The 23,131-nt window shown below is 39.5% G+C and carries 27 protein-coding genes; 10 read left to right on the forward strand and 17 right to left on the reverse strand.

All coding sequences use genetic code 11. From position 1 onward, the window contains the following. Positions 1-52: 52 nt before the first annotated feature. Genes ACTJKN_RS26230 through ACTJKN_RS26245 form a run of 4 tightly spaced genes read left to right on the forward strand, consistent with a single transcriptional unit; the run spans position 53 to position 3,185 of the window. Positions 53-337, forward strand: a complete 285-nt coding sequence (locus ACTJKN_RS26230) for a hypothetical protein (protein WP_440828578.1) — start codon at positions 53-55, stop codon at positions 335-337. 4 nt (positions 338-341) lie between these two features. After that, on the forward strand, positions 342-1,193 hold the full coding sequence (locus ACTJKN_RS26235; protein ID WP_440828579.1) for a hypothetical protein: 852 nt from the start codon (positions 342-344) through the stop codon (positions 1,191-1,193). Between the two features lie 5 nt (positions 1,194-1,198). Continuing rightward, entirely contained in the window at positions 1,199-1,873 is a 675-nt protein-coding gene (locus ACTJKN_RS26240; RefSeq protein ID WP_440828580.1) for a response regulator transcription factor, read from the forward strand. Next, positions 1,809-3,185, forward strand: a complete 1,377-nt coding sequence (locus ACTJKN_RS26245) for a sensor histidine kinase (protein ID WP_440828581.1) — start codon at positions 1,809-1,811, stop codon at positions 3,183-3,185. Before ACTJKN_RS26240 ends, ACTJKN_RS26245 begins: the two co-directional genes overlap by 65 nt. A 91-nt stretch (positions 3,186-3,276) precedes the next feature. Here the strand turns inward: ACTJKN_RS26245 and ACTJKN_RS26250 are convergent, their stop codons facing one another. Next, a complete protein-coding gene (locus ACTJKN_RS26250; protein WP_440828582.1) occupies positions 3,277-3,663 on the reverse strand; it encodes a hypothetical protein in 387 nt (128 codons plus the stop codon). A gap of 159 nt (positions 3,664-3,822) precedes the next feature. Here ACTJKN_RS26250 and ACTJKN_RS26255 point away from each other — a divergent pair, with 159 nt between their 5' ends. Both ACTJKN_RS26255 and ACTJKN_RS26260 read left to right on the forward strand, forming a co-directional pair. Continuing rightward, complete coding sequence (locus tag ACTJKN_RS26255; protein ID WP_440828583.1) at positions 3,823-4,638, forward strand: AraC family transcriptional regulator; 816 nt, start codon at positions 3,823-3,825, stop codon at positions 4,636-4,638. 76 nt (positions 4,639-4,714) lie between these two features. Further along, positions 4,715-6,268: an FAD-dependent monooxygenase gene (locus ACTJKN_RS26260; protein ID WP_440828584.1), complete on the forward strand. Its 1,554-nt coding sequence runs from the start codon at positions 4,715-4,717 to the stop codon at positions 6,266-6,268. A gap of 83 nt (positions 6,269-6,351) precedes the next feature. Here ACTJKN_RS26260 and ACTJKN_RS26265 read toward each other — a convergent pair whose 3' ends face one another. Next, positions 6,352-7,083, reverse strand: coding sequence for a DUF3667 domain-containing protein (locus ACTJKN_RS26265; protein ID WP_440828585.1), 732 nt, complete (start codon positions 7,081-7,083; stop codon positions 6,352-6,354). Between the two features lie 5 nt (positions 7,084-7,088). After that, the gene (locus tag ACTJKN_RS26270) at positions 7,089-7,337 is read right to left on the reverse strand and encodes a hypothetical protein (protein WP_440828586.1); all 249 of its coding nucleotides are present in this window, start codon (positions 7,335-7,337) and stop codon (positions 7,089-7,091) included. 85 nt (positions 7,338-7,422) lie between these two features. On the opposite strand from ACTJKN_RS26270, the gene ACTJKN_RS26275 reads away from it, so the two are divergent. Then, positions 7,423-8,181, forward strand: coding sequence for a response regulator transcription factor (locus tag ACTJKN_RS26275; RefSeq protein WP_440828587.1), 759 nt, complete (start codon positions 7,423-7,425; stop codon positions 8,179-8,181). A gap of 74 nt (positions 8,182-8,255) precedes the next feature. Here the strand turns inward: ACTJKN_RS26275 and ACTJKN_RS26280 are convergent, their stop codons facing one another. After that, the gene (locus ACTJKN_RS26280; protein ID WP_440828588.1) at positions 8,256-8,996 is read right to left on the reverse strand and encodes an SDR family NAD(P)-dependent oxidoreductase; all 741 of its coding nucleotides are present in this window, start codon (positions 8,994-8,996) and stop codon (positions 8,256-8,258) included. A gap of 92 nt (positions 8,997-9,088) precedes the next feature. Here ACTJKN_RS26280 and ACTJKN_RS26285 point away from each other — a divergent pair, with 92 nt between their 5' ends. Together ACTJKN_RS26285 and ACTJKN_RS26290 are read left to right on the forward strand one after the other, a co-directional pair. Beyond that, positions 9,089-9,481: a winged helix-turn-helix transcriptional regulator gene (locus ACTJKN_RS26285; RefSeq protein ID WP_440828589.1), complete on the forward strand. Its 393-nt coding sequence runs from the start codon at positions 9,089-9,091 to the stop codon at positions 9,479-9,481. Between the two features lie 174 nt (positions 9,482-9,655). Further along, complete coding sequence (locus ACTJKN_RS26290; protein ID WP_440828590.1) at positions 9,656-10,114, forward strand: DinB family protein; 459 nt, start codon at positions 9,656-9,658, stop codon at positions 10,112-10,114. A gap of 665 nt (positions 10,115-10,779) precedes the next feature. Here ACTJKN_RS26290 and ACTJKN_RS26295 read toward each other — a convergent pair. The 11 genes from ACTJKN_RS26295 to ACTJKN_RS26345 all read right to left on the reverse strand — a co-directional run bounded on the left by ACTJKN_RS26295 (position 10,780) and on the right by ACTJKN_RS26345 (position 20,381). Beyond that, positions 10,780-11,748, reverse strand: a complete 969-nt coding sequence (locus ACTJKN_RS26295) for a helix-turn-helix transcriptional regulator (protein WP_440828591.1) — start codon at positions 11,746-11,748, stop codon at positions 10,780-10,782. A 50-nt stretch (positions 11,749-11,798) separates the two neighbouring features. Next, positions 11,799-12,389 carry a YdeI/OmpD-associated family protein gene (locus tag ACTJKN_RS26300; RefSeq protein WP_440828592.1) on the reverse strand — a complete coding sequence of 197 codons (591 nt, stop codon included), beginning with the start codon at positions 12,387-12,389 and terminating at the stop codon, positions 11,799-11,801. Positions 12,390-12,496: 107 nt separating this feature from the next. Then, positions 12,497-13,015, reverse strand: coding sequence for a DinB family protein (locus tag ACTJKN_RS26305; RefSeq protein ID WP_440828593.1), 519 nt, complete (start codon positions 13,013-13,015; stop codon positions 12,497-12,499). Between the two features lie 64 nt (positions 13,016-13,079). After that, positions 13,080-13,568 (reverse strand): putative immunity protein, encoded by a 489-nt coding sequence (locus tag ACTJKN_RS26310; RefSeq protein WP_440828594.1) that lies wholly within the window; start codon positions 13,566-13,568, stop codon positions 13,080-13,082. 255 nt (positions 13,569-13,823) lie between these two features. Next, positions 13,824-13,985 carry a hypothetical protein gene (locus ACTJKN_RS26315; protein WP_440828595.1) on the reverse strand — a complete coding sequence of 54 codons (162 nt, stop codon included), beginning with the start codon at positions 13,983-13,985 and terminating at the stop codon, positions 13,824-13,826. A 71-nt stretch (positions 13,986-14,056) separates the two neighbouring features. After that, positions 14,057-15,793 (reverse strand): STN and carboxypeptidase regulatory-like domain-containing protein, encoded by a 1,737-nt coding sequence (locus ACTJKN_RS26320; protein ID WP_440828596.1) that lies wholly within the window; start codon positions 15,791-15,793, stop codon positions 14,057-14,059. Further along, complete coding sequence (locus ACTJKN_RS26325; protein WP_440828597.1) at positions 15,793-16,752, reverse strand: FecR family protein; 960 nt, start codon at positions 16,750-16,752, stop codon at positions 15,793-15,795. The genes ACTJKN_RS26320 and ACTJKN_RS26325 overlap by 1 nt, the downstream gene beginning before the upstream one ends. 10 nt (positions 16,753-16,762) lie before the next feature. Continuing rightward, a complete protein-coding gene (locus ACTJKN_RS26330) occupies positions 16,763-17,347 on the reverse strand; it encodes an RNA polymerase sigma-70 factor (RefSeq protein WP_440828598.1) in 585 nt (194 codons plus the stop codon). A gap of 137 nt (positions 17,348-17,484) precedes the next feature. Continuing rightward, positions 17,485-18,579, reverse strand: a complete 1,095-nt coding sequence (locus tag ACTJKN_RS26335) for a hypothetical protein (RefSeq protein WP_440828599.1) — start codon at positions 18,577-18,579, stop codon at positions 17,485-17,487. 167 nt (positions 18,580-18,746) lie between these two features. Continuing rightward, positions 18,747-19,541, reverse strand: coding sequence for an SDR family NAD(P)-dependent oxidoreductase (locus ACTJKN_RS26340; protein WP_440828600.1), 795 nt, complete (start codon positions 19,539-19,541; stop codon positions 18,747-18,749). A gap of 264 nt (positions 19,542-19,805) precedes the next feature. Beyond that, entirely contained in the window at positions 19,806-20,381 is a 576-nt protein-coding gene (locus ACTJKN_RS26345; protein WP_440828601.1) for a Crp/Fnr family transcriptional regulator, read from the reverse strand. A 120-nt stretch (positions 20,382-20,501) separates the two neighbouring features. Here ACTJKN_RS26345 and ACTJKN_RS26350 point away from each other — a divergent pair, with 120 nt between their 5' ends. After that, the gene (locus tag ACTJKN_RS26350; protein WP_440828602.1) at positions 20,502-21,242 is read left to right on the forward strand and encodes an SDR family oxidoreductase; all 741 of its coding nucleotides are present in this window, start codon (positions 20,502-20,504) and stop codon (positions 21,240-21,242) included. 155 nt (positions 21,243-21,397) lie between these two features. On the opposite strand, the gene ACTJKN_RS26355 is transcribed toward ACTJKN_RS26350, so the two are convergent. Further along, positions 21,398-21,760 carry a hypothetical protein gene (locus ACTJKN_RS26355; RefSeq protein ID WP_440828603.1) on the reverse strand — a complete coding sequence of 121 codons (363 nt, stop codon included), beginning with the start codon at positions 21,758-21,760 and terminating at the stop codon, positions 21,398-21,400. Positions 21,761-21,847: 87 nt separating this feature from the next. Next, positions 21,848-22,978 carry a sensor protein KdpD gene (locus ACTJKN_RS26360; protein ID WP_440828604.1) on the reverse strand — a complete coding sequence of 377 codons (1,131 nt, stop codon included), beginning with the start codon at positions 22,976-22,978 and terminating at the stop codon, positions 21,848-21,850. Positions 22,979-23,131: the final 153 nt, after the last annotated feature.

Genomic DNA, 23,131 nt, shown 5'->3' on the forward strand with positions numbered 1-23,131 from the left:
TTTTTAGGTAGGGTTTACCTCTTAGGGGGTAAACTTTTTTTATATTTATAAAATGATCCGATTCGCCGTTATTTTTTGCCTGGCAATTGCCCCGTTATCGGGCGTTTTTGCCGTGCAACAAGATTCTACCGCTTTAACTGTTTCAAATCAGCAGGAAGAACTGATTAAGAAACAGGATAAGGCAAAAAAAGACAAGCAGCCCGAAAATCAAAAACCAGAGCCAATTCAGATCAAAGAAGTACCAAAAGCCAAGAAACAGCTAAAACCCATGGCGGTAAAGCCCAATGTAAAGGTAAAGCCCATCAAAATTATTAAACCTAAGATTAAAAGGCCATAAATATATGCGCATCCGTCTCTTAATTTTCTTCTCATTTTTGGTGATATCAAATGTAAAGGCACAGCAAGATTCGACCAAAGCTACGCTTACACTTGCGGCCATGTACAACAGTAACATTAATTATTACGGGCAGGTTACCCCTGAAAAATACCCCTATGTACTCTTTAACGCTACCTTACGGTTTCCAGGCGGTTTATATTTTTCTGGCGGTGGTTATAAGCTCTTAAACTATGGCTCAACCATTTCGGAAACAGATTTGGGCGTAGGTTACGATTATGATTTTAATGAAAAATTTACCGCCGGATTAGCCTATACCCATTCTTTTTTCCCTGCTAATTCTCCTTTGCTTCAGGCATCCAACAACAATAACATCAATGCATCGGCTGCCTACCAGTGGCCTTGGTTTAAAACGGATCTTAGTCTCGATTTGGCCTTCGGAAAGCAAACCGATGGATTTATCAGTTTCGGAAATTCAAAAGAAATTGAACTGGGAACGGTGTTCAACGAAAAGAATCTTATTTCAATTACGCCTGCTGTAGAGATTACAGCAGGCACCACCCGCTTTTACGAAACCTATATCATCGAAAAAAACAAAAGGCAGAACCCGAATGGGAATGGAAAGGGAAAAAGTGATACCGCTCCCGGAATTGTTAACGGGAGCACAACCGAGGTAGTTGAAAACACCGTTAATCAGTTTAAACTATTGTCTTACAATTTTAAGTTACCTTTAAACTGGAGTAATGGAAATTTCCTTGCAGAGGCCAGTTATCAATTCTCCATACTTGGAAACAGAAAAGAAGAAAATGTAAAACACCAGCAGTCTTTCTTTGGTTTAGCAGTTTACTACCAATTTTAATCCGCATGAAGGTACTGATCATTGAAGATGAAAAAACACTTGCCTTTGAAATGGAAAAGTTTCTTAAAAAGGCTTTCTTCTTGTGCGATCTGGCCCATAGTTTTAAACAGGGTTCTAATAAGCTAGCGCTAAACCAATATGATTATGTGCTGATTGATTTAGGTTTGCCAGATGGCGATGGCTTCGAACTGCTCAGCAAGGCGAAGAAAAGTAACCCGGATGCGGCCTATATTATTCTTACGGCCAGAGGAAAATTAGAAGACCGGGTGGCGGGCTTAGATATGGGTGCAGATGATTATTTAGCGAAGCCTTTCTTTCTGCCCGAACTTCAATCGCGGATGCAGGCCATTGCCAGGCGAAAATTTAAAGTGGCCGAAGCGTTAATTCCGCTCGGAAACTTTAACATCGATCTGCAAAAACGTTTTGTATTTTTTGAGGAAGAGCAGATTGAACTTTCGCGCAAAGAATTTGATCTTCTAAGCTACCTTTTACTGCATAAAAACAGGGTGCTTACCCGGATGCAGTTAAGCGAACATATTTGGGGCAACTTTGTTGATGATGATTACGACTCGAACTACATTGATGCACACATTAAAAATATCAGGAAGAAATTAAATGTTTACGCCCCTACCGAATGGCTGGAAACTGTTAGAGGCGTTGGTTATAGAATTAAGAAGTAATTTGAAACTATCTACTAAACTTACTTTATTTATTACCGGATCTAAACTCGCTATTGTAGGTCTGTTTATTTTATTGCTTCCTTTTCTGATCGGGCAGATTGCTTCTAACTACACCAACTTTTCGCTTAGAAACCAGCAGAAAAAAGTACTCCAAAACATCAATAAAAAGGGAATAGATTATTACTTCGAAGGGGATAACAGTTATGGAAGCTACACCATGCTGAAAGATGAATACATTGCACTCGAAACGGTAGCACAAACACTGAAATTAGATACCATACGCGATACCAAACGTATTGTAGAACAAGATACCATCGCGTATCGGGTACTGAGTTTTACTTTTCAAAAAAACCAAAAAAACTATCTCTTAGAAATCGGTAAAGCCACCGCCAGTATCAACCTTTATAACGATGCGCTCCAACGTTTTGCTTTGTACGTGCTCATCATTCTTATTGCCTTAAGTATTATTATAGATTTGATTTTTACCCGGCAGTTAATTAAACCACTCGGTCAGATTATCAAATTAAGGCTAACCAATAGCCGGTTTCCCTTTAAAAAGAAACATGGCCATATCAACACCAGTACACAAGACTTTAAATACCTCGATCATTCGCTCATTTCATTAATGGACCAGATTAACGAGGCTTTTGAAAAGGAGCGTGAATTTACGGCCAATGCCTCTCATGAGTTTATGACGCCCATTAGTATTTTACAAAACAAGATGGAAAACCTGCTTACTGAAGAATCGGCATCCGAAGCGGTACAGGAACACATTGTTGATATGATGAAAACACTGGAGCGGTTAAAGAAAATATCGCGTTCGCTCCTACTCATTTCAAGAATAGAAAATGAGCAATTCTCCAAACAGGATGAGATAGAACCGCAAACGCTCTTTAATGAAATAGTGGAAGAAATAGGCCATAGGCTCGAAGAAAAAAACATTCAGATCGACATCAACCTTAGCCATAACAAACGTTTAAGCCACATCAACCATGATCTTTTGTTTCAGCTCTTTTATAACTTAATTAACAATGCCATTAAGTTTAACAAAGAAAATGGAAGTATTCAGATTTCAGATCATCTTGAAAAAGGTTATTATTCTATTCAGGTTAGCGATAGTGGCCAGGGTATTAAAGCAGAAGATATACCACATGTATTTGATCGTTTTAAAAAAACCGGCCATGCCGAAAATGCGGGCTATGGGTTGGGGCTTGCCATTGTAAAAAGCATAGCGAATTACTTTAACTTAAAGATTCAGGTGAATTCAATCCCGGGGGAAGGAGCAAGTTTTAAAGTTATTTTCGAGGTATAAGATTAAAAATGTCATTTGTTACGTTTGATATAGATTTCCACAGCAATGGTCACAACTACACAGATGGCAAGAAAAATTAATGTCCAAATCCTCATCGATTTGCCTTGATATATTCAAAATAAGCTTTTGCACTTGCTAAAAAATTCACTCTGTATAAAGCTAAAGAATAGATGATCAAACCGGTAAACAGGGGAATCTTGTTCTCAATTGCACTATCATTGAATATCGCTGGTATCAGGATCAACATACTCAGAGCAGTAAGTACAGTAAAAAGATTTCGAGCCCAACTATAGCCTTTAAATACCAGGTAGAGCATCAGTCCTGTTAGCACTAACCTAATAACTTGCACTACAAGTTTAGACTTATCTATGTACCCCAAGGCCACATGATAAGTTACCAATACATATATGCTGAACAAAAGCATACTTGCCAATGAGCGAAGAATATCGTTCCTGCCCTTTTTTTCAAATTCATCCATGAGAAGCGTCAGATTTTTTTCTGATAGACGAATATAATCATTAGCCACCCTTTCAAGAAATCAGATAACGAAAATCCTTACGAAGTTTTTGCCAATTGAAAATAAGTATAATTAGCACTATACTTGCATGCAATCCCCTAGAATATGCCGCAATTAAAAATGCATCATCAAGAATTCGAACCTCCAGAGGAGCTGCAGGATACGATAAAGTGCTTTTGGTACAACAGAAGAGTATCTGGAGCAGAGCTATCAAGCTTTGAAGTTGTACCTGATGGTTACGCAGAGATTATTTTTCACTTTGGCAGCGGCTGTAACATTTCTTCCAATGGTGAATTGCAACCCTTACCCTCACCTTTTATGATGGGATTACTTAACCAGCCTGCTATTTTTTACGCAAAAAACCGTTTTGAGATCGTCGGGATCAGGTGCTTTCCATGGACTGTATTCGATTTGCTCGGTCTCCCATCCAACAAACATGGATTACATATATTTGAGCACCCCATGGCCCAGCTTCAACCCAAACTGAGCGCATTTATTCTTGATGGAAAAATAGATGAGGCGGTGGCAGAAGTAAAGCAATATTTCTTACAGGCAAGGGCGCAGGTTGCTGCGAACAGCATGTTGTTCAAAGCTGGAATGGCAATGCAGGAAGCAATGGGTACTATACCTGTGAGTGAGGTTGCGGCGGCGGCCCATGTAACAGTGCGCACATTGGAAAGGAACTTTAAACGATCTTCTGGCCATACAGTTAAAGATGTATCGGGCCTGATGCGTTTTGAGCAGGTACGCAACCGATTGTGGCATGATCCAAACGCCAACCTGGCCAGTTTGGCGCATGAGTTTGGTTTTACGGATCAGCCTCACTTGAGCAGAGAATTTAAACGTTATAGTGGCACTAGCCCTGCAGCATTCGCCCGAAAGGCAAAGAAAGGCAAACAGGCGTTAAGCAACGACCTGCTTAATCTCTCATCCTGAACCCAACGGAGAATTGTCGCGTTTATACAAGCCTAACTTAAGTACATTGCTAAATTTTGTGTTTCAATCATACGATATGAACACAACACTTAAAAAAAAAACCAAACACATACCTGCTTCTTACGATGTTATCATTTCTGGTGCAGGCCCTGTAGGCCTGTTCCTGGCCTGCGAATTGGCCTTAGCCAAATGTCGGGTATTGATACTCGAAAAAACAGTAGAGGCTCACTCTCCTTTAAAACAGCTTCCCTTCGGTATCCGTGGCTTATCGGCACCAACTATTGAAGCGCTTTATCGCCGTGGCTTGCTTCAAGAACTTGAAATACATAAACACCTTAAAAACCCTCACCAAAATGCTGTGCAGGGAGCCCGCCGCCAGGCAGGGCACTTCGCTGGTATTCCATTTCATGACGGCGATATTGATATCACCCAATGGAAATATCGCTTACCGAATGCTACACCTACCAGTTTAATTACTGAAATGGAGGAGCTGGAAACGGTACTTTCCCGACGTGCAGTAATCTTGGGCGTTGAAATTAAACGAGGTTTTGCCGTTACGGGTCTCCATCAAAATGACAAAGGTATAACTGTACAGGCGAGTGCGCATTCTTTCGAAAGTAAATGGCTTGTAGGCTGTGATGGCAGCCGGAGCGCAGTACGCAAAACCGGCGGTTTCGAATTTGCCGGAACTGAGCCCGAATTTACAGGTTACTCAGCTAAGGTAGACATACTCAATCCAGAGTTGCTTAAACCAGGCCGAAACATTACTTCAACAGGGATGTACATGCAATCGCAGCCAGGTTACCTGGCCATACAGGATTTTGATGCTGGTGCATTTCATGGTTCGGCAAAGCCAGTTACACGAGAACATCTGCAAGAGGTACTGCGCCGTGTTTCAAACACCGATGTCACCATCAGTACACTCCATATTGCAAGCACCTGGACCGACCGGGCAAGGCAAGTTACAAGCTACCGCAACGGACACATAATTTTAGCTGGTGATGCTGCCCACATCCATGCACCATTAGGTGGCCAGGGGCTTAACCTGGGTTTGGGTGATGCCATGAACCTGGGCTGGAAACTTGCAGCCACCATCCAGGGAAAAGCTCCCGAGGGTTTATTAGACAGCTACAGCATAGAACGACACCCAATTGGCGCACAGGTACTCGATTGGTCCCGTGCTCAAGTAGCAATTATGAAACCCGACCCTAATGCCCGTGCCTTACACGCCATTATTACCGATCTTATCAATACCACTGATGGTGCCACCTATTTTGCGGGGAGGGTTTGGGGTGTTTCTACTCAAATTAATATAAATGGCATGCATCCACTGGTTGGTTGCAGTGTTCCTAACTTTGAATTTGAAAACGGAACGGAAATTGGCGAACTAATGTACAATGGCCGAGGAATACTGCTTGATTTCGACCAAAACACTTCAATCAAAAAGTTAGCTAGTGAATACAATGGACAAATTGATTATATTTCGACAACTGCGAAAGAACAATTGGGGTTATGTGCTGCACTGATCCGCCCTGACGGAATTGTAGCCTGGGCTACAGATAATGTGATGGAGATTAGCGAACTGCAGAAAGCAATGGCAAAGTGGTTTGTAAATCAGCATATTGATTAACATAAAAAAAGGATGATCATAAGTTCTAAGTCGCATCTATTTTTGATAGCGATCATGGTAAAATATGGAAATTTCATGTCTGTTTAATGTTTGATCAACACATCGATTAAAACTCCAAAAATCACTAATACGAGGCCAAATGTTAACACTCCCAAGCTATAAGCAATAATTGCTTTTAAGTAGCTTGCCACTTTTTTCCCATTAAAAAACTGCGCTATAGCCCATGTAGTATAAACTGCCCCTGTAATGCCCGAAACTTTCATGAAACTGATTTTACTAAGTCCTTCAGCAATGGCAAAAAACGAAATGATTAACATGCCAATTCCCATTACAAAGCACAGCAGGATCAATATTTCGAAGAAGTTGTAGCTGTATTTTTTAAAAAATAATTTTAACCACAAGGAAATGCAAACACCCATTAAAATATTGGCATAACCATAATGCCCCTGTACCCAATCGAAAATTAAACCAATGCTTGTTTTTTTTACCTCCTTAAATTCAACATAACCTTCCTCGATATGGAAGAAATGACTAATTACGGTATAAATTAACGAGCTAACGATGATAAATATAACCGGTTTTACCAAACGGCTCCGGTTCCCGGTAATGAATATTCTAATATTTTGGCCGGGCCTGATGAGCAGTTCTTTTACGGTAAACAATATTCCTTTTTCGAAATGTAGAATATGTTGTATTTCGTGTAAGATATAGTGCGCATCTACCCTTTTAACATGCGCCGGCTGACCACAACGGCCACAGAAATTATTATTTACAACATGACTGCAGTTTTTGCAATTTATTAGATCAGGATGCATATAATTTATTGATTAATATTTGTTGTATTACGTAATCTGATCTCATCATTTACCGATTTTATGGAGATGTAAATAGGCAGCCAGGTGATGGGCAGCACCATTACCGGGATGAATAATACCAATTTTGCCTTGAGAAAAAACAAGACTAAAGAAATAAGCACTCCTAATATGATAAATGCAATTAAGGCACCCTTTAACTTCGACCTGGTTTTATTTAATTCTGCCAAGCTTAATTCAGACCATTTTTTCATCATTCAAAATCTTTTCTATAAAAGTGGGTACAAAAATATTTTCAAAGGCTACACTTTAGTGTAAATTTGCTATTAAGCCATCCCTTAAATGAAAGACAACATCGCCTCCGCTCTGCTGACCAAGAATAAAGTTGAAAAAATATCAACCGAAGATCTTCAGCAGCAAGATTATATGGAAGCTATAAAAGCTTTTGCACGTTTAACCTACGAAAGCGTATATGTTATCGATTACGAAAAAATGGCATTTGAGTACGTTTCAGAAAATCCTTTATTTTTATGTGGTTATTCGCCTAACGAAGTTTTGGATTTAGGCTATGAATTTTATTTTAAAAATGTACCTGAAAAGGATCTCATATTATTGAGTCTGATTAACGAAGCGGGATTCGATTTTTTCGCAAAATTGCCTGGTGGAGAAAAAAAACAATATAGCATTACTTACGATTTTCATCTGATTAACCCGGAAGGTAAAGCCACACTGATTAACCATAAACTCACCCCCTTATTTTTAACTGGCGAAGGGAAGATGTGGAAAGCGATGTGTATTGTCTCCATCTCGCACCATCAGCAGGCTGGTAATATCTGTATTTACAAACAAGGCACCGATGATGTGTGGGAATTAAATATCGAAAGTAAAATCTGGCAGAAATCACAGAAACCAAAACTCAGCAAGAGGGAAATCGAAATATTGCAATTGCACGCCCAAGGTTTAACCATTAACCAAATTGCCGAAAAAATATTTGTCGCCTCTGATACCGTAAAGTATTATAGGCGACGGATTTTTGAACGATTGGAAGTGAGTAATATGGTTGAAGCCCTTTCACGTGCGGTTAATAGTAAGATGATTTAGTATCATCTTTTTTTACGATATTTTGGCCAAGGTTTGTCGCCCCGACCAAAGCCTGGCTTTACTGGCGGGTTGCTTTAAGCGTTCAATCCACCATCGATTGTTAAAAACGAACCGGTGATGTATCTGGCTTCTTCGCTTGCAATAAAGCTTACAAATGATGCAATATCTTCTACCGTACCGTAATCTGGCAAAGCCATACGGGTTCTCAAGAAATCAGCCAATGGTGCATCTGCGGGATTCATATCGGTATTTATTGGTCCGGGCTGAATCAGGTTTACCGTAATTTTTCGAGCACCAAGATCGCGTGCTAAACCGCGTGTAAAACCCTGAAGCGCCGATTTGCTCATGGTATACAAAGTGGTTTCAGGACCAAGAGCGTTATCGCCCATGTTGCTGCCAATGGTTATAATCCGGCCACCTTCGGGCATGCCTTTTACCGCAGCTAAAGCGGCCACAAAAACGGCTTGTACATTAACGGCCATAATTTCATTATAGTCCTCTAGAGTATGTTCCTCAAAGGCTTTGCCAATGTAAATACCGGCATTATTGATCAGGATATCAATGTGGCCAAAATCGGCAATTGTTTTAGCCACTGCGCCAGTTACTTCTACTGATACAGTACTGCTTGCTTTTAATGCCACAGCAAGCCCACCTGCAGCTTCAACCTCAGCCACTACGGCCAAAGCTTTTTCGGCTGAATTGGCATAAGTAAATACTACTTTCGCACCTTCGGCAGCTAATCTTTTTACAATCGCTGCACCTATGCCCCGGCTTCCTCCAGTTACCAAAGCAATTTTATCTGTTAATTTTTTCATGTGTATATTTTAAATTTTCTACTAAATTAGAAGAGATACTTTACATTTGCAGGTAAGCAACAAATTGTTAGGTACTAACAAAAAAGTAAGAAATGAGAAAAGAAACATCAACCAATGCTTTGAACGAAAAAATGATGATCGACAGCTGTGGCATGTCTTCATCGCTGTCCGTAATTGGCGGCAGGTGGAAACCCGCAATATTGTGTCGCCTTTCTTATGGCACCATGCGGTATGGCGAGCTTAAAAAAGACATTTTAGGCATATCAGAACGGATGTTGGTGGCGCAGTTAAGAGAACTGGAAAAAGACCAGATTATTACCCGGGTTGTTTTTCCGGAAGTACCGCCAAGAGTAGAATATCGCCTAACCGATTTGGGCCGTACCATGAAACCGATGCTGGATGCAATGTCTGACTGGGGCAATATGTACCGTGGACACATCAACCAAATGCAAGATTTATCTGCTAGCGTATTGCAAGACAAATAATGGAACAAGATGAACTTGTTTTATGATCGTTAAAAGCTATTCCTACCTTCCAGATTCAAAAAATAAATAGAAATTTAATAAAAAAAAATATGTTGTTTTTCGGCTGACAAACAGCTGTCATAGGCCAGTCTTAGTTTTGTTCTATTAAATTAATATAACAAGATGTCAGCAACTATGATTACTAAAAGCGAATTACTACAGCATTGGTTAGGCCACAGAAAACTAACCAGAAAAACCATCGAAAAATTTCCCGAGAAAGAATTATTCGAATTTTCGGTCGGTGGAATGAGGCCTTTTTCTTCATTAATTAAAGAGTTGTTATCGATTAATGTTCCTGGTTTAAAAGAAATGGTTACCAGAGAAACAGCTCCTTTTAGTCATGATCTCCCGCTTAATAACAAAGAAGAGCTACTAGCAAAATGGGATGAGGATACCCCAAAAATTGTGGAATACTTTAACCAAATCGCTGAAGATCAGCTTCACGAAACAATTAAATTATTCGGGCAATACGAGTTTTCGATCATTAGCCACCTGTTGTATTTTATCGATAACGAAATACACCACCGTGGGCAGGGCTTTGTATATTTAAGGGACTTAGGCATTGAGCCTCCATTTTTCTGGGACCGTTATTAAAAAGCAGGAGACTGTATCATAAAGGCTATTTCACCTCAGATGCTGTCATGTTGAGCCTGTTGAAACACCTTATGAGGTATTTAAATAAGCCCTTCAAGCAACCATTGATGGACTCAATAGAAAAATCGTAATTGCGAGGAGGAACGACGAAGCAATCTTTCATGCGAGTGTTCCTTGCATAGAGATTGCTTCGTCGGCTGGAAAAGCCTTCTCGCAATGACGATACTTGGAGCGGATTTATTATCTTTTAAATTTTCCCTTCATTTTTATAAAATAAATTATCCCTACCATTGACGTTCTTTTATAATCACCTAAACATGAATGATTTATGTCCGTTTTTTATTTCCGCCCAACTAGGCCGTAGCACTATATCTCCGTTCTACTTAAATCCGGCCTAACAAATTTTTCGGGCTCTACTGACCAAGCCCTATTACTGGCTTTGAAAGAAAACGGCGAAGCCCTCATGAATGCAACTGAAAGTTACAAACAACAAATGAATAAATTTTCAGCCGGCATTTTTTGTTTCTTTTTGATGCCAAAAAGAAAGAGCTCTTCGGCGGCGGCGAGCCGAGGCAAGACTGTGGCGTATTGCAAAAGAAATCAATTATACGTCACTCATATTGATTTTATAAAATAAACTATCCGTCAGGATGACAATTCTATATTTATGATACAACCTCTTTGTTTTGTATTCTCTTCAAACCAGCTTCCATTATTTCAATCAGCTCATTGTTTAAATAGGCTGGTTCTATAATGTCGGCAACATCAACAAATTTAACAAACCAGCGCACAAAAGAAACCACAGAAAGGGAGCAATCGAAATACATGATCACAAAATCATCTGAAATTTCTTCGCTTGTAAATCCGAAAATCTGCCGTTCCCAATATAAAAAATGCGCATACTTCCGGTCTACCCTGATTTCGACTTTCATCATATTTTCAGATAGACTTTTATCCCTGAATTCGTTAATTGGTGGGTGTGCAATAGTAAAGCTTTCTTCAAGCACCAGAACTTTTTTAATTCTGTCTAACCTAAAATTGCGGTAATCTTTCCTTAAATGGCAATAGGCCAAAAGATACCAAAGACTGTGCTCGTAGAATACACCGATTGGTTCTACAGATCTGCCAACCGTATGAATATCGCCACTTTTGAGGTAATCGATATGGGTTATTTTTTTCTTTAAGGTACTATTGAGTAAAACATCGATAATGTTCGGCAGGTAATCATTCGATTTAAAGTCGTTTTTAAGATGTATAGCATCTTCTAAATGCAGGAAATCTCTTTTTTGATTCACCTGAAAAGAGCTTTTTATTTTGATGAGTGCCGCCTCAAAATGTTTTTTAATAAACTCGGTTTCATGTTTCTGCATCACTTTTTCGGCAACCATTAAACTGAGAATTTCTTCCTGACTAAACCTTGATGGCTGCAGCCTAAACCCTTCCATAATCGAATAACCAGATCCTGATTCATTTACGATCGGAATGCCGGCAATCTCCAGTGCTTTTAAATCCCTATAAATTGTCCTTAAACTGATTTCGAAGCGCTTTTTTAATTCTTCAGTAGTGACTACGGATTTAGATTGCAACAGAAAAAATATCTGTAATATCCGGTCAAATCTTTTGGTAATATCCATTTTTAAAAATGTAGGTATTTATTAAACAGCTAATTTAGATGGTTTGCCCTTTAGCGCAGAAATTGCTTAGGCAATACGTTTTCTGATGAAGATTTTACAAGTTCAAGAATTCTGTTTTGCCGGGTTTCTGCTCTTTTTGCCAGTACAATCCATTGTAAGATGGCTTTCTTAGCGGATTTACTTAGGCCAAGAAAAAAAATCTTTGCGTCTTTATTGTTTTTAAATTCTAAGGCTAAATCTTTAGGTATTTTAAGTGTTTCTACTGCATCTAAAGTAGTCCATGACCCATTTTGTTTAGCTTTTTTAATGGCTTCTAAACCTGCTTTTGCGATAAGCTTTTGTGTCAACAGGCGCTTTACCTTTTCCTTATTGATTTTCGACCAAACGCTATTGGGTTTCCGTTTACAGAAAAACTGCATAAACGTGTCGCTATCTATGGACTTTTTTATACTGTCTATCCAGCCAAAACACAGGGCCACATCTACAGCTTCGCTCCAGGTGATGCTTGGCAAACCCGAACCTTTTTTGCCATAAACAAGCCAAACCGACGATTTAAGTTCGTGATGGGCGGCTAACCATTCCCGCCATTCTTTGATGTTGGCAGGACAAAAAGTTTCTATATCTTTTACTTTGTTTTCCACTATCTTGCAATTAATAAAATAATTTTCCGGAAGACATGCCCCATCAATTATTTTAAACATGCAACAAATTTAGCAGACGGAGTGACAACCCTATGGCAGTGGTGATTTTAAACTTGTTTATAATTCTTCACTACCGCTACGGTAACCATCAATTGCCCTACATGGCGCATGGTATGCTCTGCCGCATGGAACAACAAGCCGATAACAGTTGAAGGGAGTCCTGCGCGACCTACGCCTCTATAATCGGGCAATGTGGTTGCATCTGTACTTTTGATCTGCGCTAATGCAAGATCTACCTGTTTGTTGAAACGGTTAACAAGATCTGCCACGGTATATCCCGCTGCCGAATCTTTACCCTCTTCAGCCAACTGGGCAAACTGAAATTCAGAAAGACCTTCTGCCCTGGCATAAGTAAATACCCGATCGAGTACCCCACTTAAATGCTGAAGATGAAAACCTGTAGATGCCATTCCGGCGGGGCGTTGCCAAAGCAATTCGATTGGGAAGTTGACCATATACTCATTAATCTCTTCTCTTGCTTGTAATAAGGCATGTGCTACAGGCTGTAACATCGGGATAATTTCGGGCAGCGGCCCTCTTTGCCAAACTTCTAATTGTTGCGCCATTAATATTTATTTTTTAAAATTTAAGATCCGATTTAAAGAAACCATTACCTTAATTAAAACATTTTTATTCGGTTTGAGGCTCTTCTCCTTCCTTGGCTATTATCTTCTTTAATGTTTCCAATTGCCAGGTACGTTCGGCTTTAATCCGGTTTAAATCTTTAGGAAAAGCTAAGCCAATGGTTTTAATTGCGTAATCAGCGCATACCATAGCATGCTCCCTCATGTGCCCAACACCTACCGCCTGACCAGCCGTTCGAATGGCATTTTTCGTCACCTCGGTGCTACAAGCCCTGGCAAGCTCATGAATTCTGAAACCAGCTTGTCTGACCTCGTGAACACTTGCTTTTCCAGCTTGCCAGCGTCTATTTATTTCGAATCCGATTTCAACAACAGATAAATCTATAATTTCATCCGGCAAACAGGTTAACACATTTTTCGCACACTTAATGGCCCACTTTGCTAAAGAGGCCTGATCTGTTTGCGCGTAAATGTTATCAATTTCAGCTCTTAGATCGCTATCATCAACTATTTTAATTTTCGGTATAGTCGGCATAAACTTTAAACTAGTTAACTCCTTCTTTATTCAGTTTCAGGCGGCAGCGCTCCTTCTTTATCTGGATAATAGATTTCAAAGGCATAAACAAAAATAACTTAGTCAATATTAAAGAAAAAGCTGGCAATTCAAACAGCGAATACAGTAGAATACCTAGTTTACAATGAAACGGTAGGCCTTAAGGTTAAGCATCTGTTCTGCGTTTTTAAACGATGACGCAAGCAGGAGTCAAATCCTTTATAATGACTAATGTAACTAAATATAGGCAATGGTTACAATCACAATCCAGATCAAGCTAAACACACCTCCAAAATAAAACATTGGCATGTTTTGTTTCAGGTTCTTCTTAACCAGGGCAGCGTAAATGATCCACCCAAAAAAGGCAATAAAATATAGCGGAACCGCAAATAATAACATAAGATTAAAATTGGTAATCAAATATAACCATTTAATTAATTGAAGTCATAAAATTGACAAAAATAAACGAACTATAGAGAAACCGTAAAGCCAAAATTCCAACCTAACCAACCTTGTGCACCGTTTTTAAAATGACGACTCCAGACAGGCGCCACGTCTTTTTTATAATTTTCGCCAGAAATGGCTTCTCCCTTCACGTAATAGGAATACGCAGGTCCTGCAAAAATAGCAAGCCTCGACAAAGCGTTAAACTGCAGATTTGCCTGTAGCCTGTAGAGGTTGTTTGCTTCTTCAAAATTACCTAGATATATGGATTGAATGGTTCCTTCGGCGGCGATAGCAAAACGTTTGTTTAATATAAAATCATGACCAAGGCCTAATCCAAAAGTAAATGCCCGGACAGTATCTGAAAAATTTTTACCTGCAATTAATAAGGTATATAATTTGGCATTTCCGGTTTTAAAGGCGACATTGGTATTGATTAGCTCATTGCTATATACCGTTATTTTGCGATAGCCATCATTGGATAGGTTGATCAACCCGATACTGATACCGGATGATGAATCGGCCAGATTTACCACAGACAGTTGAAAACCATCCATGTTTTTAGCCTGGTTAACCAATCCGGCAAGCTGCATGCCCTTTAAACGGCCCGAGGTTTTATTCATTACACCTGCCAGCTGAACACCTGTGGTATTTTTGCTCACATTAATCAGTCCGGCTACCTGCGCGCCTTTAACATCTTTGCCTGCAAGGTTGCCTACCCCCGCCAATTGCAGCCCCCTTACCTTACTTTCTACCCTGTTTAACAAACCGGCCACCTGTACACCATCCATATTGAGATTTACATCGTTGTACGCGCCTGAAAATTGAGTACCTTTTACCGATCCACCTACTACATTGAACAAACCCGCCACCTGAATCTTTTTAATATCGCCTTTAGTTAAATTAAACGCACCCGCTACTTCAAAACCATTTGTTCCGGCAGTATAACCACCAAGTATATTTAAAGATGCCTTGTTTACTACACTAGAACTCATGCTGCCATGCGAACTTAGGCCAGGGGTAAACGATGCCTGAAATGGTGTCTGTGCCAAAAAATCAGGAATATTCAGGTTTTGGATGCGTTGCTTTGAGGAGAGCAAAAAACGCCATATTCCGCGCCCCCCAAAAGTATTGGTGAAAAATGCGCCTTTTTCTTTGTCCGGATCTTCGTATTTCTCAGGTTTTATATTGATGTCAGCCAGGAAAACCAGGGCTGTATCGCGATAGGTTTCTTTACTTGCCGTTAAAATTACGCCATTATGCTCGCCTCTAAAACGCAATGTAAAATAACCGTTGTTATCTGTAAGTGCAGCCTGAAGCAGCTTTTTTTCGTAAACACTGGCCTGTTTAACCTTATTGCCTGTTCTGGTATCAACCACATAACCGCTTATTGCATATTCATTATCGCCATTTGCAATGTGCGCTGCTTCTATTGTTAAATGATTTACGGCATAGCGAAGAATAATGTATCCGGCATTTTCTTTATAATCTACCTTACCATCAAATAGCCGATCTAAAACCTCGCGTACCGGAACATTTTTAACATTAAGGCTAACCAGACTATCCTGCCTGAACAGCACACCATTGTAAGAAAAATAGAATCCGCCAGCCTTGCTTATCATCTGCAAAACATTGCCAACCCGTTCTTGCTTAACATTTAAGCTTACTCCTTTGGATAAATTTCTTCTATAATCGACTGCGGTAACCTGTGCGCTACAATAACCCGAAATAAAGAGCAATAAAATAATTAGTCTTGTCTTCATTATTTTTTAGCAGACAACAAAATGGTATTGCCGTTACGTGATAACTTTAAATTTAAGGTTTGGCAGATAATTTCAAGATTCTGGTTTACCGATCCCATTTTTAAAGTGGTATTAATTGTTAAGGCTTTAATCTTTTCATCCAAAGTGATGTTGCTTCCGTAAGCCTCATTCAAAGCATTTACCAGCTTGGATAAAGAAATGTTATTCGCCTGAAACAGATTGCTACGATAGTAATTATAAAGCTGATCGGTACTTTGTTCTTTTATCAGTTTACGGGTATTGTTATTAATGATAATCTTTTCACCCTTATAAAGCTTAATCTCATCATTGGCCAGGCGAACCTTCACAATTCCGGTTTCTACGTTAATTTCGGTATCCTTTTTTATATGCTTGATATTGAAGGACGTACCCACTACTTCTACACTGATCTTTTCGATATCAATTACAAAAGGGTGCGCTTTATCTTTGGCCACATCAAAAAACACATCACCTTGTTCCAAATTCAGTTTTCTGTTGTTTTTAAAGTTAGTGGCATAGCTTATTTTGGTATTCTTGTTTAAGGTCAGCGCTGATCCATCAGGTAAGGTTTCTGTACGTACCTGGTAGGTAGCCGCGAGTTCGGTATATTTTCCTGGGCCGTACAAACTATATGCGATCCATCCACCTATGGCAATAAACAAAACTGCTGCTATCCTTAGCCAAACTTTACCAGCATTTAACCGCTTAATGTTGTCGCCCCCTGGTTTTAAATCTGCTCTTCTCGCCTTAAAACTTGCCCACGCCTGCTCTTCATCCCTTTTGTTATCATTTTTTAGGGTGTTGCTTACCTGCCAGATGGTTTCTAACTGCGTAAAATGCTTTTTATTGGCTTCGGCAGCGTCTAGCCACTTTTCTACCTTTTCGTTTTCTTCTATAGTACTTTCTTTTAGAAGAACCTTTATCAATAATTCATCAGTCATGCGCTTTCTTCTAATTAAAAAAATCGTTGTAATACCATAATCCGAGTAAAATAAACACCAGGAAATCGGCAAGTTTTAGCCTTAAAATCCTTAAAGCTTTTCCCATTTGATTTTCTACCGTTTTGATTGAGAGACCTAAATGATCGGCAATTTCGCGGTATTTCAATTCTTCGAACCTGCTCATTTGAAAAATGGTGCGGCATTGTTCTGGTAAATGGTTCAAGGCATCTTTTAAATGCTGCTGTAGTTCAGTAAATTCGATTTTTGCAGCAGCAGGTTCATGTTCTGTATTCATGGTGTGTACCGTAAATTCCTGGTATTTGCTTTTGGTTTTTTCCTGTTTAATGTAGTTTAAACTATCGTTGTAAACACATTTGTAGAGGTATGCTTTTATAGATTGTATTCTAAGGTTTTCTCTTTTTTCCCAAAACTTTAAGAACATTCCCTGTACAATTTCTTCAGCAACATCTTCATCTTTTAAAATCACCTGAGCATAAGCGTGCAGTGCATTGTAATGCGTTTTGAACAAATGTTCAAATTCGGTATCATCATGGTATTGATGGCTAATTTCGGAAGATACTGCTGTTAATTCCACGGGTTTAATTGTAATCAAATATATAGGTTTATTAATTATTGAATTTTGAATGATTGATTGAGTGAGTGTTGGATGTATGCGAAACTCAATCATTCCCTCATTCAAAATTCAGTCATTCAATCATTAAATCATTCATCTTAAAAACTAATTGCCAAACCACCTGTATAACCTAAAAATAGTGCATGTAGGGTGTTGTCTTTTCTATCCCAGCTTTTCACATAGTGTTTCTGTAAGGTTTTTCCCTCTTCGGTATTGGTTGATACAAAATTGAACGACGGACCAGCAAAAATTTCTAAATTCTGGCCTATCCTAAGCGAAGGCAGTAACTGAAACGTAGATTTGAAATAATTGCCCCGTTTAAAGTTTTGTAACGAACTCCCGGTAAGTTCTGCATTTAACCTGAAGTGTTCTGATTGAAAAAAGTGAGCACCTAAACCTGCTTCGAAAGCGTAAACTTCATCTTTATTTTTAAAGTTATAACCAGCGCCGATAATACCATATAATACTTTCCCGCCCGATCTGAATATGGCCATGGTAGTTAAATTCTGGTTGGTAGTTAAAGCAATACTTTTCTCGCCATTTTTAACAATATTGATAATGCCGATCGGATAATCGCTGCTATCGGCCACGTTAATAAAACCTGCAAGCTGAACGCCTTTCACTTTCTTTGCCACATTGATAAAACCTGCAATTTGCGATCCTTTTACATCGGCGGCTTTATTCATAAAACCTCCTACCTGCACGGCAGAAACATTTTTAGAAGTCCAGTTCATAAAACCAGCGACCTGAGCACCGCTATTTTCTTTTGAGATATTGGCGAAACCTGCTATAGCAGCCCCATTCCCTCCACCATAGGTATTGATAAAACCTGCAAACTGTGCCCCACTTGCTTTGCCACCAATGTGGTTAGAAAAACCTGCGAACTGTGTACCGCTTGCATTTTTACGCACGATATTGGAAAGGCCTGCAAATGAGAGTCCTTTTTCTGCTGCCGAAACACCAACCAAAGCGTTTAAAGAAAATACATTTGTATCTAGCGCTGCATGGGTTCCGTTTGTGCTTATTGGGTATACAAAACCAATATTTACTTTACCTTTTTTGCTTTCTTGGGCAAAACCATTTAATCCAATACTTAATAATATCGCTAAACCCAATGCTTTAACACCAGATGCATTTTTGAAGCTGATGTTTGTTGCACAGCTGTTTTTAATTTTTGTCGAAGTTGTGTTCATTTCTGTCTAATTTTAAAATGAGACAACAAACACGACACTTACCCCTACGTGCAGCAAAAAAATATTTCTGTGCACACCAATATTATTAGAAGTCTTTTTTCAGCATCCGAAATGATAAATTAAAAGTTCACTAGCATAATATAAACGCCTAAATCAGCTATAATATACTATAATATCGATCTCACTAAACCGCCTTCTACCCTAATGGCAGCGCCATTGGTTCCGGAGGCTAACGGACTTACATAAAAAGTAACGGCATTTGCAATTTCACTCACATCAAGAAAGCGTTGCAGTAAGGAAGTGGGCCGCATGTTCTTAAAGAAATCGGCTTCTACCTCAGCAATAGTGATGTTTCCATTTTTGGCTAAATCTTCAATAAAAGTACCTACACCTTTTGATTTGGTAGGGCCGGGCAAAATTGAATTGACGGTTACCCCGGTACCTTGAGTTAATTCTGCCAAACCACGGCTAACGGCCAGCTGTGCAGTTTTAGTCATGCCATAGTGGATCATTTCATCCGGGATAAACACAGCCGATTCGCTGGAGATAAAAATAATCCTGCCCCAATTTTTCTTTAACATCTTAGGGAAGAGTTGCCTCGACAACCTGATTCCACTCATTACGTTAACTTCGAAAAACCTAAACCAATCTTCATCACTGATCTCTTCAAAAGCTTTAGGTTCAAAAATGCCTGCGTTATTGATCAGAATATCTATCTCCGGTAATTTATCGATCAGGTTATTTACTTCATCGGCTTTCGAAAAATCAGCAGCTATTCCTGAAATAAATTCATTCCCGGCAATACCTTGCAATGATCTGACTGCATCGTCTACACCGCTTTGCGACCGGCCATTGATAATTACTTTTACACCTTCTTTTAATAAACTTTCGGCAATCGCGAATCCGATCCCAGCGGTAGAGCCGCTTATAAAAGCCGTTTTATGCTTTAATTGTAAATCCATTTTTCCTTTTTAATAATGTTTATACTAAAATAATTATTGCCCTAGGGTTATACAAACTGAACAATTTTTTGGGTAAAAAGTGTCATAGGAATATGCTAAAATGAATGGCAAGGCTACAAAAATCGGTACTGTTTCGAACAGGGGCGGGTTAAAGCAAGAAATGCCAAAATAGCCTCCTTTATCATCTTCCAATAAACATATTTTCTTATTCCATGGACGTATCCCTGATCAGTTAGGTGATTAACGTTTAAGTTAAGATAATCACTAGTTATTGATCTGCCTTCTGATCCTGGATAAAGATTGTGGCGTGATTCCTAAATAAGAAGCTACATCAGTTAATGATACGCGCAGGGCAATGTCGGCCTGACGGGTAACAAACAACCGGTATCTATTGGCAGAATCCTGCCCCAAATAGACATTTCGGATATTGATCTTGTCTATTAAAGCTTGTTGTGTAATCTGATCAATAACTGTTTTAAGATATGGTACCTGTTCGTAAAGTTTCAAAAGCGCTGTTCTGTTAATCCCTAAAACCTCACAATTGCAGGCTGCCTGTATACATTCTTCTGCCGGTATCTGCTTATGGAAACTATTCAATATCGTACAAAACTGGTTTTCTTTTAAAAAATAATGGGTCACTTCATTCCCCTTTTCATTTCGGATAACAATCCTGAGTACGCCGTCAACAATAAAAAAAAGTTCTTTGCTAATACTGCCTGGCTGGGAGAGCGCTTCTCCTTCTTTAAACATTTTGGGATTAAAGGCTTCCACGATATACTGCTCTTCTGCTGCCGAAATTTGATGGTACAGTTTCAGGTAGCTGATAAGTTTGTTCGGCATTGGAATTTATATATAGTATGGAATTGAGTTGAACAAAAATACAGGCTCAGACCGTTTTTACCAATTGGTAAGTGAATTGGTTGTTGATATCTCAAAATTTGCACTTCAATTTACAACATCATGAAAATAAAAGCAAATGAATTTACACTGAAAGGAAAAACAGTGATTATATTGGGTGGAAGCTCGGGCCTAGGTTTTGCAACCGCACAGGCCGCAGCGCACGATGGCGCAAAAGTGGTAATCGTTTCTGGTAATGAAAACAGGATTAATGAGGCGTTAAAATCCTTACCCGAAAACTGCAAAGGCTTTGCCGTAGATCTGAGTAAAGAAGAAAACATTAAGCAGTTTTTTAATTCAGTCGAACCTTTTGATCACCTGGTATATACCGCAGGCGAAAATATAGTATTGAATACGATTAATGAAACCAGCCTGGAAGATGCCCGTCAGTTTTTTACCTTAAGGTATTGGGGGGCTTTTGCTTCAGTTAAATATGCAGCAAAAAAGATTAAAGCAGGCGGTTCTATTAATTTAACAGGAGGTATTGCCAGCCCGAGACCAAGTGCCGGCTGGGGCGTAGCGGCCAGTATTTGTGGCGCCATGGAAGGTTTTACCCGTGCAATGGCTGTAGAACTGGCACCAATACGTATAAATTCGGTATCGCCAGGTGTGGTTAAAACCAATTTATGGAACAGCATGAGCGATGAGGATAGAAATAACCTCTATGTCGGTGTAGGTGAACGTTTACCTGTAAAGCGTGTTGGAGAAGCCAGCGATATTGCACAGGCATTTTTATACACTATGAAACAACAATACGGCACAGGGCAAGTAATTGTGGTAGATGGTGGTTCGGTATTGGTGTAAACCACAATAAAGAAATCGTCATTTCGATCAGCGTATAACGTGGTCTGGAAACCAGGTAGTGCTTAGCGAAGCTAAATCATTGAGATCCCCCATTTCATTACCTTTCATCCGATAGCGATTGGATCGAGATGACGACTTTCCGCAACTCCAAAATATCACACAATTTGCCGTTTTAATGCTTTAAGTTGCGTTGCTAATAATACGCCTCCAAGTGCTGCGGTGAGAAAAACGCCTTCAAAAATCAACAATCGTTTTTTCTTTTTAAAGCCGCGGTAAAAGGTATGTGCTGCAATAACCCCCAAGCCAACAAACTCTATATCTCTTTGTACCCTTTTCGACGAATCTTTACTTTTAACCAGCACAATGCGCAATAATTTATCGATTAAACTGATGTTTTTAGAAACACCTTTTCTAATCTGTGCCTTACTCGCCGAAGCGCCCAGTTTCTTAGCCGCTGTTTGTAATCCTGTAGTGGTGATCTCGTTGATCAATTGTATTTTGGTATCTTTTTTTTCCATATTGCTTCTATAGGTCTTATTATTTCAACCCGATATAAAGGGATATGGTTTTGATTATTTGAGAATGATGTGACTAGCCATCGTTATTTACGATAGGATAACCAAGTCAATATCCTTCATCGCCAGATTCTTCAGTAAACCATTAAAAACTGCTGTACGCAGAATGACCTGAAAAATATTAAGATGGGGTTTCCCGATACAAATGGTGGTAATTTCTTTCTCGTTGGCAATATCGATGATGGTTTTGGTTATCGCATTACTCTTTACCTTAATCACTTCGGCCCCAAGCTCGGTAGCCAGTTTAAAATGGTTAATCAGATGGCGCTGCTTATCGAGTTTAATACGTTCCATGCTTTCACTATCACTCTGCACATACAGTACAATCCATGGCGACCGGTAATAGGAAGCCAGTCTTGCAGTTTTCCTGATCACTACCCCTGCAGTTTCGGCATTAGAGGAAATACAGGCTAAAAAACGTTCAGGCCGAAGTTTGATTGATTTTGGAATTTCGGTCTGGATTTTCCGTTCTACCTGGTGCACCACCTCTTTTAAGGCCAGTTCGCGCAGTTGAAGAATTTTATCGGACTGAAAAAAATTGCCAAGTGCCCTTTCAATTTTCGATTGATCGTAAATTTTGCCTTCTTTAAGCCGGGTAACCAATTCGTCAGCGGTAAGGTCGATGTTTACGATCTCGTCGGCAATTTCCAATATCTTATCTGGAATACGTTCGGTAACCAATATCCCGGTAATCTGCTCAATTTCCTCGTTAATGCTTTCCAGGTGCTGAATATTTACGGCCGAGATCACGCTGATTCCTGCCTCAAGTAAATCGAAAACATCTTGCCAGCGTTTGGTATTTTTGCTTCCTCCTGCATTGGTATGGGCAAGCTCATCAACAATAACAATCTCAGGATGGCGATTCATAATTCCTTTTAAGTCCATCTCTTCGATTTCCTTGCCACGATAGAAAATTTTCCTTCGCGGAATAGTGGGAAGGCCTGCAACAAGGGCTTCTGTTTCTGCTCTTTTGTGGGTTTCAACATAGCCGATACAAATGTCTACCCCATTCCGCAACAGCGCATGAGATTCCTGGAGCATCCGGTAAGTTTTACCTACACCGGCACTCATGCCGATATAGATCTTGAGCTTTCCGCGCCTCGATTTTTTTACCAGATCCAAAAAGTGCCTGACCGATTCTTCTTTTTGTTCTTCTTCCATGATCATGTACTTTTCAGCTGTTTAATTTTAGTTCGAATAGTGGGTCGTCATCTCGACTGAAGCGCAGCGCAATGGAGAGATCTTTGAACTATGTTACCGAAAAGTTTAAAGATTTTCTCCATTACGCTACCGATGAAACCTGTGAAACAAGCA

The organism is Pedobacter sp. 22163 (assembly GCF_052045595.1).
Lineage (GTDB): Bacteria > Bacteroidota > Bacteroidia > Sphingobacteriales > Sphingobacteriaceae > Pedobacter.